The sequence below is a fragment of the Citrobacter sp. Cpo069 genome (genome assembly GCF_030332785.1).
GTDB classification, from domain to species: domain Bacteria; phylum Pseudomonadota; class Gammaproteobacteria; order Enterobacterales; family Enterobacteriaceae; genus Citrobacter; species Citrobacter portucalensis.
Genome location: NZ_JAOWHD010000060.1, coordinates 143,453 through 161,622, shown reverse-complemented (window position 1 = coordinate 161,622; position 18,170 = coordinate 143,453). Strand labels below are relative to the sequence as shown.

At 50.8% G+C, this 18,170-nt stretch carries 23 protein-coding genes and 2 pseudogenes; 19 read left to right on the top strand and 6 right to left on the bottom strand.

All coding sequences use genetic code 11. From position 1 onward, the window contains the following. Positions 1 to 180: 180 nt before the first annotated feature. Positions 181 to 1,263, bottom strand: coding sequence for a tartrate dehydrogenase (locus OGY08_RS19550; RefSeq protein ID WP_032943750.1), 1,083 nt, complete (start codon positions 1,261 to 1,263; stop codon positions 181 to 183). Between the two features lie 103 nt (positions 1,264 to 1,366). Between OGY08_RS19550 and OGY08_RS19545 the strand changes: the two genes are divergently transcribed. Beyond that, complete coding sequence (locus OGY08_RS19545) at positions 1,367 to 2,284, top strand: LysR family transcriptional regulator (protein WP_003833741.1); 918 nt, start codon at positions 1,367 to 1,369, stop codon at positions 2,282 to 2,284. 86 nt (positions 2,285 to 2,370) lie between these two features. Here the strand turns inward: OGY08_RS19545 and minE are convergent, their stop codons facing one another. Genes minE through minC form a run of 3 tightly spaced genes read right to left on the bottom strand, consistent with a single transcriptional unit; the run spans position 2,371 to position 4,184 of the window. Next, entirely contained in the window at positions 2,371 to 2,637 is a 267-nt protein-coding gene (minE, locus tag OGY08_RS19540; RefSeq protein ID WP_003833739.1) for a cell division topological specificity factor MinE, read from the bottom strand. A gap of 3 nt (positions 2,638 to 2,640) precedes the next feature. Further along, a complete protein-coding gene (gene minD / locus OGY08_RS19535; protein WP_003020956.1) occupies positions 2,641 to 3,453 on the bottom strand; it encodes a septum site-determining protein MinD in 813 nt (270 codons plus the stop codon). Positions 3,454 to 3,476: 23 nt separating this feature from the next. After that, positions 3,477 to 4,184: a septum site-determining protein MinC gene (gene minC, locus OGY08_RS19530; RefSeq protein WP_003833736.1), complete on the bottom strand. Its 708-nt coding sequence runs from the start codon at positions 4,182 to 4,184 to the stop codon at positions 3,477 to 3,479. Between the two features lie 126 nt (positions 4,185 to 4,310). Here minC and OGY08_RS19525 point away from each other — a divergent pair, with 126 nt between their 5' ends. The 3 genes from OGY08_RS19525 to ycgN all read left to right on the top strand — a co-directional run bounded on the left by OGY08_RS19525 (position 4,311) and on the right by ycgN (position 5,872). Beyond that, on the top strand, positions 4,311 to 4,604 hold the full coding sequence (locus OGY08_RS19525; protein WP_003833735.1) for a YcgL domain-containing protein: 294 nt from the start codon (positions 4,311 to 4,313) through the stop codon (positions 4,602 to 4,604). Positions 4,605 to 4,673: 69 nt separating this feature from the next. Continuing rightward, positions 4,674 to 5,333: a fumarylacetoacetate hydrolase family protein gene (locus OGY08_RS19520; RefSeq protein ID WP_003833734.1), complete on the top strand. Its 660-nt coding sequence runs from the start codon at positions 4,674 to 4,676 to the stop codon at positions 5,331 to 5,333. A gap of 92 nt (positions 5,334 to 5,425) precedes the next feature. After that, complete coding sequence (gene ycgN, locus OGY08_RS19515) at positions 5,426 to 5,872, top strand: cysteine cluster protein YcgN (protein WP_003020944.1); 447 nt, start codon at positions 5,426 to 5,428, stop codon at positions 5,870 to 5,872. A 26-nt stretch (positions 5,873 to 5,898) separates the two neighbouring features. Here ycgN and OGY08_RS19510 read toward each other — a convergent pair. Beyond that, positions 5,899 to 6,765: pseudogene (locus tag OGY08_RS19510) on the bottom strand (tyrosine-type recombinase/integrase); the annotation flags it as partial. Positions 6,766 to 6,933: 168 nt separating this feature from the next. Between OGY08_RS19510 and OGY08_RS19505 the strand changes: the two are divergent. The 12 genes and pseudogenes from OGY08_RS19505 (at position 6,934) to OGY08_RS19455 (ending at position 14,647) form a co-directional block, all read left to right on the top strand. Continuing rightward, the gene (locus OGY08_RS19505) at positions 6,934 to 7,239 is read left to right on the top strand and encodes a phage holin family protein (RefSeq protein WP_286566438.1); all 306 of its coding nucleotides are present in this window, start codon (positions 6,934 to 6,936) and stop codon (positions 7,237 to 7,239) included. Further along, complete coding sequence (locus OGY08_RS19500; RefSeq protein ID WP_286566394.1) at positions 7,226 to 7,624, top strand: M15 family metallopeptidase; 399 nt, start codon at positions 7,226 to 7,228, stop codon at positions 7,622 to 7,624. Before OGY08_RS19505 ends, OGY08_RS19500 begins: the two co-directional genes overlap by 14 nt. Beyond that, a pseudogene (locus OGY08_RS19495) lies at positions 7,621 to 7,884 on the top strand (DUF2570 domain-containing protein); the annotation flags it as partial. The gene OGY08_RS19500 and the pseudogene OGY08_RS19495, both read left to right, overlap by 4 nt. Continuing rightward, positions 7,868 to 8,161, top strand: a complete 294-nt coding sequence (lysC, locus tag OGY08_RS25345) for an Rz1-like lysis system protein LysC (protein WP_502873292.1) — start codon at positions 7,868 to 7,870, stop codon at positions 8,159 to 8,161. The pseudogene OGY08_RS19495 and the gene lysC, both read left to right, overlap by 17 nt. 265 nt (positions 8,162 to 8,426) lie before the next feature. Continuing rightward, entirely contained in the window at positions 8,427 to 8,945 is a 519-nt protein-coding gene (locus OGY08_RS19490; protein ID WP_284105993.1) for a hypothetical protein, read from the top strand. Positions 8,946 to 9,072: 127 nt separating this feature from the next. Then, complete coding sequence (locus OGY08_RS19485) at positions 9,073 to 9,480, top strand: hypothetical protein (protein WP_286566389.1); 408 nt, start codon at positions 9,073 to 9,075, stop codon at positions 9,478 to 9,480. Between the two features lie 115 nt (positions 9,481 to 9,595). Continuing rightward, positions 9,596 to 9,814, top strand: a complete 219-nt coding sequence (locus OGY08_RS19480) for a hypothetical protein (RefSeq protein ID WP_286566387.1) — start codon at positions 9,596 to 9,598, stop codon at positions 9,812 to 9,814. A 3-nt stretch (positions 9,815 to 9,817) separates the two neighbouring features. Beyond that, positions 9,818 to 10,420, top strand: coding sequence for a hypothetical protein (locus OGY08_RS19475; protein ID WP_286566385.1), 603 nt, complete (start codon positions 9,818 to 9,820; stop codon positions 10,418 to 10,420). Further along, a complete protein-coding gene (locus OGY08_RS19470; RefSeq protein ID WP_286566383.1) occupies positions 10,420 to 11,895 on the top strand; it encodes a terminase in 1,476 nt (491 codons plus the stop codon). The genes OGY08_RS19475 and OGY08_RS19470 overlap by 1 nt, the downstream gene beginning before the upstream one ends. Positions 11,896 to 11,923: 28 nt before the next feature. Beyond that, positions 11,924 to 13,381 (top strand): DUF1073 domain-containing protein, encoded by a 1,458-nt coding sequence (locus OGY08_RS19465; RefSeq protein ID WP_195618974.1) that lies wholly within the window; start codon positions 11,924 to 11,926, stop codon positions 13,379 to 13,381. Continuing rightward, positions 13,308 to 14,309, top strand: coding sequence for a phage minor head protein (locus OGY08_RS19460; protein ID WP_286566381.1), 1,002 nt, complete (start codon positions 13,308 to 13,310; stop codon positions 14,307 to 14,309). Before OGY08_RS19465 ends, OGY08_RS19460 begins: the two co-directional genes overlap by 74 nt. Positions 14,310 to 14,353: 44 nt before the next feature. Then, positions 14,354 to 14,647, top strand: coding sequence for a hypothetical protein (locus tag OGY08_RS19455; RefSeq protein ID WP_182294140.1), 294 nt, complete (start codon positions 14,354 to 14,356; stop codon positions 14,645 to 14,647). A gap of 193 nt (positions 14,648 to 14,840) precedes the next feature. Here OGY08_RS19455 and OGY08_RS19450 read toward each other — a convergent pair whose 3' ends face one another. After that, positions 14,841 to 15,197, bottom strand: coding sequence for a Rap1a/Tai family immunity protein (locus OGY08_RS19450; RefSeq protein ID WP_286566378.1), 357 nt, complete (start codon positions 15,195 to 15,197; stop codon positions 14,841 to 14,843). A 43-nt stretch (positions 15,198 to 15,240) separates the two neighbouring features. On the opposite strand from OGY08_RS19450, the gene OGY08_RS19445 reads away from it, so the two are divergent. The 3 genes from OGY08_RS19445 to OGY08_RS19435 are packed head-to-tail and all read left to right on the top strand — an operon-like array spanning position 15,241 to position 18,164. After that, positions 15,241 to 16,626 carry a DUF2213 domain-containing protein gene (locus OGY08_RS19445; protein WP_286566376.1) on the top strand — a complete coding sequence of 462 codons (1,386 nt, stop codon included), beginning with the start codon at positions 15,241 to 15,243 and terminating at the stop codon, positions 16,624 to 16,626. A 3-nt stretch (positions 16,627 to 16,629) separates the two neighbouring features. Next, positions 16,630 to 17,058, top strand: coding sequence for a hypothetical protein (locus tag OGY08_RS19440; RefSeq protein ID WP_191228960.1), 429 nt, complete (start codon positions 16,630 to 16,632; stop codon positions 17,056 to 17,058). Positions 17,059 to 17,069: 11 nt separating this feature from the next. Continuing rightward, positions 17,070 to 18,164, top strand: coding sequence for a major capsid protein (locus tag OGY08_RS19435; protein ID WP_049060704.1), 1,095 nt, complete (start codon positions 17,070 to 17,072; stop codon positions 18,162 to 18,164). Positions 18,165 to 18,170 lie beyond the last annotated feature (6 nt).

Below are 18,170 nucleotides of genomic sequence, written 5' to 3'. Positions count from 1 at the left end.
GATCTTGTATTTAACAATTTTATTATTTGTTCTTTACATGAATTAAACAATTGCTCGATGCGTGAAGCAATAAAACACAGAACGGAAATAATAAAAGGTGAATTGGCGCAGGTTATTGGTGCCATAAAAAGCATAAAAAAGCCGCGTCAGTGACGCGGCTCATATTCCGTGGTTTGACCTCTAACGCAATGCCCGAGAGATGGCCTCACCAACCTGTTGCGTGGTGGCAGTGCCTTTCATATCCGGTGTTTTCGGGCCGCTGGCAATAACCTGCTCAATTGCCGCCAGAATACCGTCGTGGGCGGCTTTATAGTTAGCATCACCGTTGCCAAGGAAATCGAGCATCATGGCGCCAGCCCAGATAGTCGCTATAGGGTTGGCGATGTTCTTGCCGTAGATATCGGGGGCCGAACCGTGTACTGGCTCGAACAGAGACGGGAAGGTGCGTTCCGGGTTTAAGTTGGCTGAAGGCGCAATGCCAATCGTTCCGGTACAGGCTGGACCGAGATCGGAAAGGATGTCGCCAAACAGGTTGGAGGCAACCACCACGTCAAAACGCTCCGGCTGCATCACAAAGCGGGCGCAGAGTATATCAATATGCTGTTTATCCCAACGGATCTCGGGATAGTGAGCCGCCATTGCTTCCACGCGCTCGTCCCAGTACGGCATGCTGATGGCAAGTCCATTGGATTTGGTCGCCGAGGTCAGGGTTTTGCGCGGGCGGTTTTGCGCCAGCTCGAAAGCGTAACGCAAAATTCGATCCACACCGCGACGGGTGAAGACCGACTCCTGGATAACCACTTCGTGTTCTGTACCTTCGCTTACGCGTCCGCCGAGTGAAGAGTATTCTCCCTCGGTGTTCTCGCGCACCACATAGAAATCAATGTCACCTGGCTGCTTGCCTGCCAGCGGGCAAGGTACGCCTGGAAACAGGCGTACCGGGCGCAGGTTGACATACTGGTCGAATTCGCGGCGAAACTTAAGCAGTGAACCCCATAATGAGATGTGGTCCGGTACGGTTTCCGGCCAGCCAACGGCACCAAAATAGATAGCATCGAAGGATTGTAACTGCTTATGCCAGTCATCCGGCATCATCTTTCCGTGATGGGCGTAGTACTCGCAGCTGGCCCATTCCATTTGCTCAAAGCTGAGTGACAACCCCCAACGCTCGGCGGCTGCCTGCAACACCTGAATGCCTTCAGGCAGGACTTCTTTACCAATGCCATCTCCGGGGATAGCGGCAATACGACAGGTTTTCTTCATAGCAGCTCTCACTTGTACGCCATCAAAATTGACTTTCCCCGTATCCTATAATTGACTGATTAATAGTTAATCCCCCTAACTGGTGAAACATAAAACACAGATCATGAATAATCTGCCGCTGCTAAATGATTTACGCGTCTTTATGCTGGTTGCCCGTCGTGCGGGATTTGCCGCCGTTGCCGAAGAGCTGGGCGTATCTCCGGCTTTTATCAGTAAGCGCGTTGCCCTGTTGGAGCAAACGCTGAACGTGGTGCTGTTGCACCGAACAACGCGGCGCGTAACCATCACGGAAGAGGGGGAGCGGATCTACGAATGGGCACAGCGGATCCTGCAGGATGTCGATCAGATGATGGACGAGCTGTCCGATGCCAGGCAGATCCCGCAGGGGATGCTACGAATTATCAGTAGCTTTGGTTTTGGCCGCCGGGTGGTCGCTCCGGCGCTGTCTGCGCTGGCAAAAGAGTACCCGCAGTTAGAACTGAGGTTCGATGTTGAAGACCGTCTGGTAGATATGGTCAATGAGGGCGTCGATCTCGATATTCGTATCGGGGATGATATCGCGCCGAACCTGATTGCCCGCAAGCTGGCGACTAACTATCGTATTCTGTGCGCCTCGCCGGAGTTTGTGGCGCAGCATGGAGTGCCGAAACAACTGAACGATCTTTCTACTTTTCCCTGCCTGGTTATTAAAGAACGCGACCATCCGTTTGGTATCTGGCAAATGCGTAATAAAGAGGGCGCACACTCAATAAAGGTTACGGGGCCGCTGTCGTCTAACCATGGCGAAGTGGTACATCAATGGTGTCTGGATGGGCAGGGAATTGCTTTGCGTTCGTGGTGGGACGTTTGCGACAACATTGCCAGCGGACATCTGGTGCATATATTGCCTGAGTATTATCAACCCGCCAATATATGGGCTGTTTATGTCTCCCGGCTGGCGACGTCGGCAAAAATCCGTATTACGGTTGAGTATTTGCGCCGCTATTTTGCCGAAAACTACCCAAAGTTTACTTTGGAATAAATGCTCGATAGGTTAGTCAGAGACAGAAAATAAAAAAGGCAGAATAATCTGCCTTTTTCGTAACCATGATTTAGCGACAAAAGAGCTTATTTAGACTCTTCTGCTTCAGGTAATGTCACGTTAAGTTCGAGGATCGAAATATCGCCGTCTTTTTGTTCAAGTTGTACCGTGACCATTTCGGGATCAATTTGTACATACTTACAGATAACGTCGAGAATATCCTTACGCAGCTGCGGTAAATAATGTGGCTCGGCGTCACTACGACGACGTTCCGCAACAATAATCTGCAGTCGCTCTTTAGCGATGTTCGCTGTGCTCTTTTTCCGCGAGAGAAAAAAATCCAGTAATGCCATAACTTATCCTCCGAACAGGCGTTTGAGGAAACCTTTCTTCTCTTCTTCAATGAAGCGGAAAGGACGTTCTTCTCCCAACAGACGGTCTACGGTATCAGCATAGGCTTTACCGGCATCAGCATTGATGTCGAGAATAACCGGCTCACCCTGGTTAGACGCGCGTAGGACTGACTGATCTTCAGGAATCACGCCAACCAGCTTGATTCGCAGAATTTCCAGTACGTCTTCCATGCTCAGCATGTCACCTTTATTAACGCGGCCAGGGTTGTAGCGCGTCAGCAACAAATGCTCTTTAATTGGATCTTCACCGTTTTCCGCGCGACGAGATTTCGACGCCAGAATACCCAGTATACGGTCAGAGTCACGTACAGAGGAGACTTCCGGGTTGGTGGTAATAATCGCTTCATCGGCAAAATACAGGGCCATCAGCGCACCGGTTTCAATACCCGCCGGAGAGTCGCAGACGATGAAGTCGAATTCCATCGTTTTCAGATCGTCCAGAACTTTCGCGACGCCTTCACGCGTCAGCGCGTCTTTATCGCGAGTTTGTGAGGCCGGAAGAATAAAGAGATTTTCGGTACGCTTATCTTTGATTAGCGCCTGATTTAACGACGCATCGCCCTGAATAACGTTGACGAAGTCGTAAACGACGCGGCGTTCACAACCCATAATCAGATCGAGATTACGCAGGCCGATATCAAAATCAATAACGACAGTTTTCTTTCCCTTCTGGGCCAAACCTGTAGCGATGGCCGCGCTGGAGGTGGTTTTGCCAACGCCCCCTTTACCCGAAGTAACAACAATAATGCGTGCCATAGAAATTCCTTGTTAAAAAGGGATCAATTCAACGGTTGAACTGTCAAAGCGTTCTCTGCTAATTGCAGACGTGCCGCTTTGCCATAAAATTCTGCTGGGATTTTATCACTCAGCCAATAAACACCTGCGATAGACACCAGTTCTGCCGTCAGATGGGTACAAAAAATTTGCGCTTCCCGGTCACCGCTTGCGCCTGCCAACGCACGGCCTCTCATCATTCCATAAACATGAATATTGCCATCAGCGATAAGCTCTGCGCCTGCACTGACGTGGCTTGTAACAATCAGATCACATTGTGGTGCATAAATGCGCTGACCGGAACGAACCGGCACATTTATTAATCGTGTTTTTGTGATGGGAGTAACGTTTTGTGGCGGAGCGACGGGAGCCGGGGCCTCAACGGGCGCAGGACGAATAGCTTTTTCTTTACCTTCAGTCAGTAAAGGAAGACCCATTTCGTCGATTTCTGCCTTGAGTCTGGCATCTTTGCATCCGCTAACGCCGATAATGCGCAATCCGGTAGACGCGACAACCTTCTGCAGCGCTGACCAGTTTACCGGGCTTTCAAGACCACTCACGTTAACCACTACGGGAGCATGTTTTAAAAAAGCAGGTGCCTGCGCGATTTTGTCTTCCAACGCCTGACGAATAACCTCGGGTTCTGCTTCATGTAAATGAACCACTGATAAGGTGAAGCTACTGCCTTTAAGCTCGATTGGCGTGTTTGACATCCTGGCCTTACTCAATTTGCTATTTATCATCCCCAGCGCGGGGTGATATTCCGAAGACTATAAGGCATGTTATAGTCAGTATTATATTGAGGCAAGCCACCATTCCGTGAATTCAGAGTAAAAGATATGTTTTGTGTGATCTACCGAAGCAGTAAACGTGACCAGACCTATTTATATGTCGAAAAAAAAGACGATTTCTCGCGAGTTCCTGAAGAACTGATGAAAGGATTTGGTCAGCCGACGCTGGCAATGATGTTGCCGCTTGATGGCCGTAAAAAGCTGGTTAATGCCGATCTGGAAAAAGTAAAACAGGCACTCACCGAGCAGGGCTATTATTTACAAATACCACCGCCGCCAGAAGATTTACTTAAACAGCATCTGGCCGCGACGAAACAAAATACACCAGACGATAAACGTTAAACTGCATCCGGCAGCAGCACGCCCCATCGATGCAGTACCTGAAATTGATAACTACGTTAGGGGAAAGTAATGTATCAACATCATAACTGGCATGGTGCTCTGCTGGATTATCCGGTGAGTAAGGTGGTTTGCGTAGGGAGTAACTATGCCAACCATATTAAAGAGATGGGTGGAACGCCTCCGGAAGAACCGGTGCTGTTTATTAAACCGGAAACCGCGCTGTGCGATTTACGCCAGCCGCTGGTGATCCCATCTGATATGGGTTCGGTTCACCATGAAGTTGAGCTGGCTGTTTTGATTGGCGCGACCCTACGTCAGGCGACGGAAGAACATGTGCGCAAAGCCATTGCGGGCTATGGCGTCGCGTTGGATCTGACCCTGCGTGATATTCAGGGCAAAATGAAGAAGGCGGGGCAACCGTGGGAAAAAGCGAAGGGCTTTGATAACTCTTGCCCGCTGTCAGGGTTTATTCCGGTGGCGGAATTTAATGGTGATCCTCAGGATACGATGCTCGGGTTAACGGTTAACGGTGAGCAGCGCCAGCACGGCACCACGGCGGATATGATCCATCAAATCGTGCCTTTGATTGCCTATATGAGTCGTTTCTTTACCCTCAAAGCGGGCGATGTTGTGTTGACGGGGACGCCAGCAGGAGTTGGGCCGTTAAACAGCGGTGATGAACTGGCTATCAGTTTTCATGGTCAAACGCTGACGACACGCGTGCTGTAATCTCTTCTTGCCGCCTTTTCGGGCGGCAAAACTTGCATCAGCGTGCCAGACTGGTTATAAGGTGCAGCTTTATTGCAATAGCGGATACCCTGATGAGCGACATACCTTTCTGGCAAAGTAAAACCCTGGATGAAATGACCGATGCCGAGTGGGAGTCATTATGTGACGGGTGTGGTCAATGCTGCCTGCATAAGCTGATGGATGAAGACACCGACGAAATCTATTTTACTAACGTCGCGTGTAAGCAGCTCAATATCAAAACCTGTCAGTGCCGTAATTACGAACGCCGATTCGAGTACGAGCCTGACTGTATCAAACTGACGCGCGATAATCTGCCCACCTTTGAATGGCTGCCGATGACCTGTGCGTATCGTCTGCTAGCGGAAGGTAAAGGGCTGCCGGAGTGGCATCCACTGCTGACGGGATCAAAAGCGGCGATGCACGGTGAACGTATTTCAGTACGTCATATTGCAGTGAAAGAATCGGAAGTGCGTGACTGGCAGGATCATATTTTGAACAAACCTTCATGGGCGGACTAACGCCATGAGGTTAAAGGGGTTTGTTTCTACTCGTTTTGAGCATGGGGCATCTGCGGGGCATTCCCTCCAAAATTAGCGTTCAATATTGCCAGTTGGTTGTCGTTGTTGTCTGTCATCCATTTACCGTAAACGCTGTAAACCATCTGCGCTGACGTATGCCCCATCTGAGCTGCAATGAAGTTTGGGTTAGCTCCTGCGCTTAATGCCCAGCAAGCATATGTGTGTCGAGACTCATATGACTTACGGTGCGGAATGCCGCTCCTTCTTAATATGTTGTTCCACGTTCCTGAGAATGACCCGGGTGAGTACCATTCACCTCCTTTACCATTCCTTGCTGTTAGCCTGGGAACAAAAACGAATGTGCATTCATCCCGGCGAGTTCTGCCAAACTCTCTGAGGTGAACGTCTATCTGATGTTGCCTCCCCATCCTGGTATAAGCCATCTGGCTTTTTAGCGCCTCGATAGCAGGAGTGGTGAGGTTGATTGTCCGGTTCCCGCTTTCTGTTTTTGGCGGTGTGAAGTGGTCTGAAATAGCAAGGTTTCTGCTGATCCGAATAGTCCAGTTCTTGGTGTCGATATCCTCCCATGCCAGTGCGCATATCTCGCCGTGTCGCATGCCTGTATTAAACGCAAGCTTCCACAGGTTCCGTATCTGTTCGCATGGGCACTTTTCAAGAAAGCGATGATACTCATCACGAGTAAATGGTGACGGATCTGACTTCGATTTTTTTAGCGGGGTAACGGAAGCGAATGGTGATTTGCTTATGTACCCATTCAGTACCGCAAAATCAAACATTCCCTTCATGCAGGTAACGTAGACGTTAACCGTCCTTACCGTCCTTCCTTTCTTCGCTGACCTGTTCTTCTGGTGCGCGCCACATATCTGGTATCCAGCCGAAGAGCTGACATTTCTAGACCCTCATATTGCCCACACGCCGTGGGCTTTTTTATTCAGGCCGCAGACAATCAATCAAAGACGCCACGTAGCTATCAGTGTCTGACGGCCTCCCACACTACAAACACAGCACCCCGTTCCTTCGGAGGTGATATGGCAAAACGTATGAATGACGAACACAAAATTGTAGGCCTGTCCTGGCTAGTTCTGCTCGGCATTGCATGCTGGGGCGGTTTGGTTCGCTACCTGATTGACGTTAAGCAGAATAAAGCAACGTGGAGCTGGATTAACGCTCTCGCGCAGATCGCTGTCTCCGGCTTTACCGGCCTGATTGGTGGATTGATAAGCGTGGAGAGCGGCCTGAGTTTTCACATGATTCTGGTCACGTCCGGCATTAGCGGAGCGATGGGATCGGTGGCTCTTACTTATTTCTGGGAACGCCTGACGGGTATGAAGAATGCAAACCAATAACTTTAAATTCTCCCAGCGCAGCGAGACAAGCCTGAAAGGCGTCAATCCTGATCTGGTAAGAGTGATCCGCCGAGCTCTTGAATTGACCCCGGTCGACTTCATCGTTATCGAAGGGCTGAGAACGCAAGCCAGACAGAAAGAACTAGTTGCCACTGGAAAGTCACAGACGATGAACAGCCGCCACCTGAGCTGTCATGCTGTCGATATTATCCCGGTAAACACCACCTGGAAGATTGAGGAGTTCAAACCTCTGCTCAAAGAGGTTAAACAGGCTGCTGATGAACAAGGCCTGAAACTACGCTTTGGCATCAACTGGAAGAATGACCCATCGCTGCCGATTGAAACAAAATTCATCGACGCGCCTCACGTTGAGATCCCAGCATGAACATCAGCATGAAGTCGCTGATTGTGCCGGGTGTAATTCTCCTGCTGGTTCTGGCGTCATGGCTCTCATATGCTAGCTACAAAGGCGAGAAGAAGCGTGCTGATGATGCCGAGCAGTCTGTAGCCAGCGCTGTGACTATTACCGATAACGTCCTGCGCACCATCAAAATCACCAACATCGTTCTGGAAACCAACCAGTATGCCAAACAGCAGATCGCACTGGAGTCACTGAGAGCCCAGGCAGATATCAAAGTGGCTGTTGCGGATGATGATTGCGCTCATCGGTCTGTGCCTGCTGCAGCTGCTGACCGGCTGCGGCAATACGCGGACAGTTTACGTACCGGTTCCAGAGGTACCGTTGCCAGCAAACCTGACTACTGAAACGCCACAGCCAGTCATTCCCGACCCGCTGACCTACGGGGCCAGTTTGGATCTGAATGTCAGCCTGCTGTCGACTCTGGGTCAGTGCAATCTGGATAAGGCGGGGATTAGAAGTATTGAAGAACGCCGCAGTGCTTTGCAATTAGTAAGCAAATAAGATGAACGATGTCGTTGATGCTGCCTGAAAAGTGGCAACACATAAATAGCAATATACTTTTTTTCATGTGGACTCCAATAAGAATTTTGCAAGATGATTCTTGCTTTCTTGAGTAGCCACTAATTCACTTGAAGCCCTTTCCCAGCAGCGCCCGACTAATAATTTTATGCAACGGCATTACAGAAGATCTTCAATGATGGGCTTCGATATTCTTTAGAGCTGAAAATAGTGTTATTATTCCTCTATATATTTCATGGAGCTGAATATGACTACTTCAGATGTGATTACGCTATCCGGTGTGATTGTTTCGTCTGTATCAGCCGCTGCGTCAGTTGCTACGCTTCTTATCGCAAAATCTGCGCTTAGTACTTGGAAGGCCCAGGAAATTCTCAAATCCAAGAAGGATTTTAAGCTAGCATTACTTGAAATGAAGTTTGTTGTCCTTTGGTTACCTGAAACCATCAACGTCGGGCATCTAATGCTTGGGCGAGATTTGTTGTATGGAACACAAGGTGAAGCTAGGGAACAATTAGTTGATAAGCAGATTAAAGCATTTGAAGGATATGCACGGGAGTTTGAAAAGTTTGAGGACGCGATGCAAAAATGTGCTCGGTTGTGGTTTGCTAGCGAAGGCCTATTCAAAGGAACAAATGTTGAGCATTTGTGGGAAGGAATTTACAAAGCGTATAATGAGTACACTCAGGGACGTCAGAATCAGAAATTTTTTATTTCAGCGTTGGACTCTTTGTTAGTTATTGATATGTACTTTGAGCCCTCGACATAGTTACTAAATCTGAATCTTCACAGTGACTAAGCAAGTAGGCTATCTGTAGCACTACATAAAAGGACAGTGTTCAAATTAGTGAAGTGAAGGGTAATATTATCTCCATTAATGAGGAAGGAGGTAGTATATGCAGACTGATCTGGACTATTTGAAGGGAATGTTGGGGGTCTTTATTAAGGCTGATGACCCATTGATAGCTGCTACTGATCTTAAAGAGGCTGGATACGAAATAAGCAGCCCAAAGGGGTTGTTTCATTACTACCAATTGATTGAGAGGGGTTACATAAGTAACCACTTTCTTGAAATTGGGGATCCTAAGAAACTAGGACTTGTAATTGGTATTAATGGAATTAAAGACTGGCCAGCAAACATAAGACTTACATCATCCGGCCAAGAGTTCGCCGAAACTCTTCAACAAAAGGATGTTTTTGAGAAACTCAAGACTATAAGCGATCAACCATTATCGGTCTTGAAGGATGTAGGTGTAGAGCTTCTAAAATCCTACACCAAAAAGAAATTTGGTCTTTCAGATTGACCGCCTCCGGGCGGTTTTTTATTGCCATCACCATGGGTAGACTCATCGTAATGGCAGTATCCTCTACAAAGGATAATGTTCGCAATATCCCCACAAGCGGATAAAGAGGCTCTCAATGTTCGACATCTACCAAATCACGCTTACCACCCAAACAGGCGAAACCTTCACGGGCAAGATGTCACGACGTCAGCCTGGGCTGGTTAATGGCTTTGTGCCGCTGGCGACCGAAACAGGACAGTGGTTGTATTTCGCTCCGGCCGATGTAAAGCGCGTGGAGTTCATGCCAGTACCAGCAAAGCAGACCGAACAGACGGAAGAACAAGCAACGGAGTAACGAATGAGCAAACCGGACTGGGAGGCCATCGAGACGGCGTACCGGGCCGGAGTGATGTCCCTCCGAGAAATAGCATCACAACACGGTATCAGCGAAGGCGCTATCCGTAAGCGAGCCAAGCGTGACGACTGGTCTCGTGACCTGAATGCGAAAGTGAAAGAACGCGCTGACGATCTGGTACGCAAAGCAGAGGTACGCAAACAGGTACGCAGTGAAGTAACTTTTAACGATCGCGTACTCATTGAGGCGACGGCTGAGGTAATTGCCAATGTCCGCATGGAGCATCGCGGCGATATTAAGCGAGCCAGGCAGATAACCAATGCCCTGTTTGATGAGTTGGGGGCAGAGTGCGCAGACGTGGCCGCACTGGAGAAACTTGGAGAGTTGATGTTCGACCCTGACGACAAAGGTCAGGACAAGCTCAATGAGATTTACCACAAGGTCATCAGCATGCCAGAGCGCATTAAGTCGGTTAAGGCACTGAGCGACGCGCTGAAGAATCTGATCGGACTTGAGCGCCAGGCCTACGATATCGACGGGCCGGAAGGCGACAACTCTGTTAAGCAACTGTCTGACCTGATGGATTCTCTGTCTCAGGGGGCGTAATGAAACCTGAGCACATCAAGCTGCTGTCCGACAAAGACTGGCGGCTGAACAATCTTTACTGGATCACCGATAAAGAGGGTAAGCCAACGTGGTTCAGGATGATGCCTGAGCAACGGGAGTACTTCGAGGGGATCCACACCCGCAACATTATCCTTAAAGCTCGTCAGCTCGGTTTTACCACTGAGGTGTGCATCATCCAGCTCGACGCGGCTCTGTTCGAGTCAGCGAAGTGCGCCCTGATAGCTCACACGCTAAATGACGCAAAGCGACTGTTTCGCGAAAAGGTGAAGTACGCATACGACAAGCTGCCGGTAGAGATAAAGGCGGCCAACCCGGCCAGAAACGACTCTTCCGGCGAGCTCGTCTTTAAGAAGGGCGGATCACTCTACGTCAGCACGTCATTTCGTGGTGGCACGCTGCGCTACCTGCACGTTTCCGAGTTCGGGAAGATATGCGCCAAGTATCCAGACAAAGCCCGTGAGATCGTCACTGGTGCGTTTGAGGCGGTATCGACTGGATGCTTCGCTACAATCGAGAGCACGGCAGAGGGCCGGGCGGGTTACTTCTTCGATTACTGCCAGACGGCAGAGAAGGCGTTGCTCCAGGGTAAGCCACTTTCAGCGCTGGACTGGAAGTTTTTCTTCTTCTCCTGGTGGAAGAACCCGCAGTACGCAATCGACCCGGTCGAATCGTTGCCGGTGCGCCTGCTTGAGTACTTCGCTGAAATGGAAGCGAAGCACGGCGTGGTAGTCAATGAACGCCAGAAGGCCTGGTATTACGCCAAAGAGAAAACGCTCGACGATGACATGAAGCGCGAATACCCGACCATTCCGGCCGAGGCGTTCCAGCAGTCTGTTGAGGGCGCGTATTACGCCAAACAGTTCCGCTGGCTCTACACCAACAAGCGGATCGGCCAAATCCCGGATAACTCACACCTCCAGGTCCATACGTTCTGGGATATCGGCGTGGGCGACTCCACGGCTATCTGGTTCGTTCGTGAGGTTGGGAACGAGTTCCACATCATCGACTACTACGAAAACTCTGGAGAGGGCTTACGGCACTACATGAAAGTGCTGAAAGACCGAGGTTATGAGTACGGCGAGCACTGGGGGCCGCACGACATCGAGAACCGCGAGTTTGCTGCTGATGCGAAGTCACGCAAAGAGTTGGCGCGCGAAGGTTACGAGATTGACGGACAGATGTATTCGATGAACTTCCGCGTTGTGCCGAAAGCCGGGATCGACACCGGCATTGAATCGGCCCGTGAAATCCTCCCGTCCTGCGTATTCGATGAAGAGAAATGTGCTGTTGGCATATCTCACCTCGAGGGCTACCGCAAAGAGTGGGACGACAAGCGCGGCTGCTGGAAAGATAAACCGCTTCACGATTTCACCTCGCACGGCGCTGACAGCTTCCGCTACTTTGCGGTAGCGAAGAACAACCACAAGCAGGTCGGCGCAATCTTCTTCACATAAGGATAACTCAGTGAGTAACACTACAGAAATGCAAGTCCTCGCTGGACTCATTGTGAACAGCCTTAACGAGGTTGGCCGCGCACGCCAGTTGTATGCATCAGGGCTTGGAAAATCCGGCAACACAAAGCGTCACCACCTTTGGTGCGAATTTGGTTACCCGGAGCGACTCGACTTCGATCACTTCTACAACATGTATGAGCGTAACGGTGCGGCGTTCGGCGCGGTGCATAAATTGCTCGATGCATGCTGGACAGATACCCCGGTAATCGTCGACGGCGATGAGACGAAGAAGTCCAAAAAGTCGACGCCGTGGGAAAAGAAAGTCACCAAGCTCATGAAGAAACATTGGGCGAAAGTGAAGGATGCGGATCGGCGAAATCTGGTTGGGCATTATTCAGCACTTATCCTTCAGTTCGCAGACAGCAAAGAATGGTGGGAGCCCGTCGACCGCAGTGTAATGCGAAACACACGTGAGCGTGGCCTGGTCAAGATGATCCCCGCATGGGAAGCGCAGGTTAAACCCGGTGAGCTTGAGCAGGACCAAAAGTCGCCAGACTATGGCATGCCGAAGTTCTACTATTTCCAGGAGCAGCAGGTCGGCGATAACGGAAACATAGCGGGGCCGATGCGGTCGATTAAGATCCACCCTGAACGCATCATCATGTTCTGCGAGGGCTCAGAAGACGAGACTTCACTGGCTGGAATTCCTTTCTTGCGTGCTGGTTATAACGACCTGCTCGACATGGCAAAGACCTCCGGTGGTAGCGCCGAGGGCTTCCTGAAAAACGCCAGCAGGCAACTCGGCATTAACATGTCGAAGGATACAAACCTCAAGACTATTGTCGATGAAGCCAAGAAAGCAGGATATTCAGGTCTTGCCGAAGCTCTGAACGCCGCCATCCAGAAGCTCAACTCAGGCACAGATTCCGCGCTGGTGACGCAGGACGGTGAGGCTAAGGTGCTTTCTGTGGCCGCTGCTGACCCGAGCCCAACCTGGACGGTCAGTGCAAATCAGTTCTCTTCATCCGTACAGATACCTTTCACCATTATTTTTGGTCAGCAGACGGGCCGCCTGGCGTCGGATCAAGATAAAAACGACTTTGCGAAGCGTTGTAATGGACGTCGTGGTGGATTCCAGACTGGCCGTGTAACCGCTGTTATTGAGCGACTGTGGACTGTGGAGGTTATCGAACCACCTAAATCTGGCGAAATCACGTTAACCTGGTCTGATCTACTCGCTCCAAGCGAGAAAGAGAAGATTGCCAACATGAAGGAAATGGCTGCGGTGGCGAAGGATACCCAGCAAGCCTATGGCACACCTGCTATTGATGAGAACGAGGTCAGGGAGGCGGGAGAACTTGAGCCTCGTGAGGATGTTAAGCCGCCTGACCCAAATAAAAAGGTAACGACCGATGATCCTCTTTCCGATGACACCGGAGCAAAAGACGAAAGTCGGGACACCGGTAGTTCCGCGCAGCAAGGTTGACCCGACCCGATCAGCAAAGCAGGTAACCGCGATGTTCCGGGATATCGAGGATCGGTATCTCGGCATCAAGCGAGCACTAAAGGCACTGTTCGACCAGCGTCTGACCGGGCGAGAGCGTGAGATCAACAGCCACAACTGGCACTTCCTTTGCCACGACCACGGCACGGATATGCGGCTATACCAGGTCAACGCCGGCAACTTCATCTATGACATGTCGGTGCAGGAACTGGCAGATCTGCTGGAAGCGGTGCAGGGCATTCTGGATGATTACCTGCTGGATGGAGGCGAGCAAAACCTTTGGGCGATGGATTACGTCGTCGCAGAAGCGCAGCGCGGCACGCTGGAGGCCTTCAACAACCTCTCGCAGCAGTCTCAGGTGTACGCCAGCCAGACAACGCTACAACAGCTCTTAAGCAGTCCCGGTCACCTTAATCAGGTGGCGGCTGCCAGGCTGACAACGTTCAGTGACTGGAAGGTCATCAGCGACACCGCCCGCGGCGATTTAACCAACATCATCACTGACGCGGTTGCGCGCGGCGTGAATCCTCGTGAGACTGCCAGCGTCATCAGTAAGCGCCTCGATGTGTCGATGTCGAAGGCTAAGAACATCGCGCAGACTGAGCAGGTCGGCGCGCTGCGACAGGCGCAATGGAACGAAACGGATTGGGCTGCCGACAGGTTGGGGCTAAATACCGGCCTTCTCCATCTTTCTGCGCTGAAGCCTACCACCAGGACAACGCACGCATTCTGGCATGGAAAGGTGAGGACCGTTCAGGCAGTGCGTGACTGGTATGCTGTCGATGGCAACAAATATCACTGCTATTGCAGCCAGATTCCGGTGCTGCTCAACGACGACGGCAGTATTTTCAATGAAGGCTTAAAGCAAAAGCTCACAAATGAAAGGATGTTATGGACAAAACATCATTGATATGATGATGTTATAATCCGTTAAATATTGAGAGTTTGTAAACAATGGAAGCGAAGAGTGTTAATTTCGAATGGAAGGAGTTGTTCAAAACTGACATTGCCATCCATTATCGAGTAATTTGTAAGATAGTGACCTCGAAAGGAATAGAAGTAACTGGAAGCGCGCAAGCAGTAATCAATAAAGCTCCGCAGATAACAACTAATCTATATAGTTTTGATGGCGCGCAGTTGGCTGAGCTATCTGCTTTTAATCACGCTAATCAGATGCTTTATAAGATTGCAGGTGAAAACATTCCTGATCATAGTACGTTAACTGGCATCGCGGCTATGAAAAAGTAGCATTGGGACTTACCCGCTCCGGCGGGTTTTTATTTTATTTGAAATTCACGAATGAGGGCGCTGCGTGACAGTCTATTGGTGCTGTGGTTGCGGGCGAACTGTGAGCTATCAATGCGTAACTGCGTTGGTGTATTTCCCATGGTGCTGTATGGCGCCTATGTTACGAAAAATCTAAACGAAGGCGCAATTTGTACTATTTCTTGCAAGGGAACGCTTCACTCAGAGCATCAACCGCCAAATCAGACGCGTTTTCAGCGCGGCGTTTAGGATACTGCTTCAAGTACTGATATACGACGTCAGATATTTGATTCAGGTTAAGTTGATTACTGGCACAAAATATTACACCGCTACCCAGATCATAAACTCCTGACACGTAGCCGTAGTACATGTTCGCATCGCTGATATCAGAACCCATTGTTCTATTTTCTCTGACTCGCATCAAGGATTCGCCCCAGGCAAAAAGCTGATTTCCAGTGTAAAAATTAGCCTGCGCGTCCTGCACACCGAATAAACCGATTGTGCCAATTATCAAGGCCTTTTTAATCATCATCTCACTCCTTTATTGAATAAACATAACTTAACGAGGATCTAGCATGAAACGCAACCGCGTTAATGTGCTGACCGTCGTCAACTCCGCTTCAAACATCACAACAGAAACCATCGACGACAAGCCACATATCGTGGTTCTCGGCATCACGCCTGTCGTTGACGATATCGTGATGAACCGGAAGTTGTACCCGGCAGCAGAAATCGAAAAGGCCTACAACACGCTTGAGCGTAATCCGATGCCGCTGGGTCACCCGAAGGTTGACGGCAAGCATGTATCTGCTCGCGATGTCCGGGCGGTGAATGAATATCACGTCGGCGCATGGCTGCAGAACGTAAGCCACAAAGACGGGAGGGTGACGGGCGATATGTACGTTAACCGCCAGTACGCCGAGTCAAGCGAGAAGGGCAAGCGCCTGATTAACCGCCTGGACGAGATGCTGTCCGGTACCAACTCCGACCCGATCCACATCTCCACCGGCCTACTGTATTCCGGCATCGCCGCCAATGGCGAATCGAAGGGTAAAAAGTACAACGAGATTGCCACAAACATGATGTTTGACCATGTGGCGGTGCTGCTTGATGAGCCGGGCGCCGGGACTCAGGAGGAGGGAGTGGGCATCTTCGTTAACTCTGAAGGTGATGAGCAACAGATTGAAGTTGCCCGCCTGGCTGATGGTATCGACTGCACCCGCGATGGCCTGCTCAACAAAACAAAATTCTTCTTCACCAATGCCTCTAACTTCTCATTCGACGACATCTCCCGCGCCATCAGCGACAAACTGCGCGAGGGGGACACCGAAGATAAGTGGCTTTGGCCTGAAACGGTGTGGCCGGACAGCTTCATCTACCGCAATGACACCAAATATCTGAAACAGAAGTACCTCATCGATGATGACGGCAAGGCCGTGTTCGTCGGCGAACCTGTAGAAGTCGTGCGCAAACCCACTGAGTACGAGATTAAAACCAACGGAGAGAACGATCCGATGAAAGAACTGATTATCAATGCGCTGCAAGCCGCTGGTAAGCCGACTGAAGGCAAGTCCGACGCCGAGCTGATGGACGCATACAACCAGATGAAGGCCGAAGAAGCCACCGCCAAGAAAAAAGGCGATGAAGAAATCGACCCGGAAACCGGCAAGCCCAAGAAAAAAGAGCAGGCCACCAATAACGAAGAGATGCCAGCGTGGGCGCAGAAACTTGCCGATCGCGTGGACGTCGTTTTCAACAGCCTGAACGCGAACGCCGATAAAGAGAAAGGCGAAAAGCGCGCGGCTGTGAAACTGGCGATGAACATGAGCGATGAAGAAGTCGCAGATCTGGACGGCAAGGCGCTCGACGCTATGTACGCCAAGTGCCAGACCTCTTTCGGCCTGAACGGTGCATTCCGCCAGGCTACCAACACCCAATCAGTCAGCGAAATGCCGGAGTAAAAAATGGCTAAAGACGGAAAACACGTAATTCACGCCGGTGGCGTATTCCCAAATCCGCTGCTCAACCGTGAAGGCCGCGCCACTGCGATTAAGCCTGGCACACTTGGCTTCTTCGATGCAGGGGTGTTCAAGGCCTCGGTCGATGGCAGCGAAACAGCGATTATCTACGTTGCTGACTTCGACTACCTGCGCTGCAAAACGGTGGAAGACACCTTTGCAGTAGATGATCTGTTGGTTGGCATCCATCCCTTGCCTGGCATGTTCCTGAACGTACGTGCTGCTGCCGGGACCTATAAAAAAGGCGACGCTCTCTCAATCGCCAACGGCCAGGTAAAGAAATGGGCCACTGGCGAATCAGATCGCTGCTATTGCGACGAAGAGCGCTCAATCACCGCCGCTGCTGGCGATCTCATTCGCGTAGTGATTAAGTAAGGAGTCACTGAATGCTTGTTTATTCTAAATCGCTGGGCGAAAAGACCGGCAACCTGGCCGTGAACCAGTACCAGTTTGGTATGCTGACGCAGGAGCGTAATGCCGCACTGAACCATCAGGGCATTAACGTCATGCAGGAGATGGCCGATCGTCTCAATGCAGTCAATCAGTTGAATGGAATCAACGCCGTTCGCTCCCCTGCTGACCTGTACAAGGCCTTTGACCAGACCGTGCTGCGTCAATTCCAGCCGAACACTGAGTTCACCCTGTTCAACGACCTGATGCCGCTGTCTCGTTCGGTACGCATCAATCAGACCGTGTACGAATACGCTAAGTCTGGCGGCCGCATGTGGGCCCACACCTCCATGTCTGGTCAGATTGGCGCGGCGCTGGATGCTGTGCAGTACCAGTACGACGGAACGATGGTTCCGGTGCACGATACCGGCTTCAAGTTCCACTGGCGTGAGCCGCGCCTGAACAACCCGGACGCGTTCGACATCATCTCTGATGCTCAGTTCGAGTCCACCAACGAAGTTCGCCGCCAGTACGTGGATTACATCTACAACGGTTACCGCGACGCGGAAGGCAATTACATCAAGTTCGACGAGAAGACCTGGAAGGGCCTGAAGAACGACGAGCGTGTGGCGATGGTTGACCTTGGCGCATCTGGCCTGAATATCGACTTCACCAGCGCGTCGGCGACCGCTGAGCAGATCCGCAATGCGGCAATCAAGCTGCGCGACACGCTCAAACTGACCAACAACCAGTACGCCGAGCAGACCTGGTATGTGTCGAGCGCCATCATTTCTAACCTTGAGCGCTACTTCAGCGACAACTACCAGTCTGACACCATCTTGCAGGAGCTTCTGAAGTTGTCCGGTATTTCCGCGATTAAAGAAGATGCTCAACTGACCGGCAACCAGATCCTGATCGTTCCGCTGACTGCTGGTGTGATTGCACCGATTGTAGGCCAGGCGTTTGGCACCGTTGCCGATCCGCGTCCTTTCTACAATAGCGATTACATCTGGCGCACCTGGGGCGCGGCTGGCCTGATGGTTAAGACCGACATCAACAGCAAAAAATCAGTCATCTACGCACACAGCTAAGGGGTG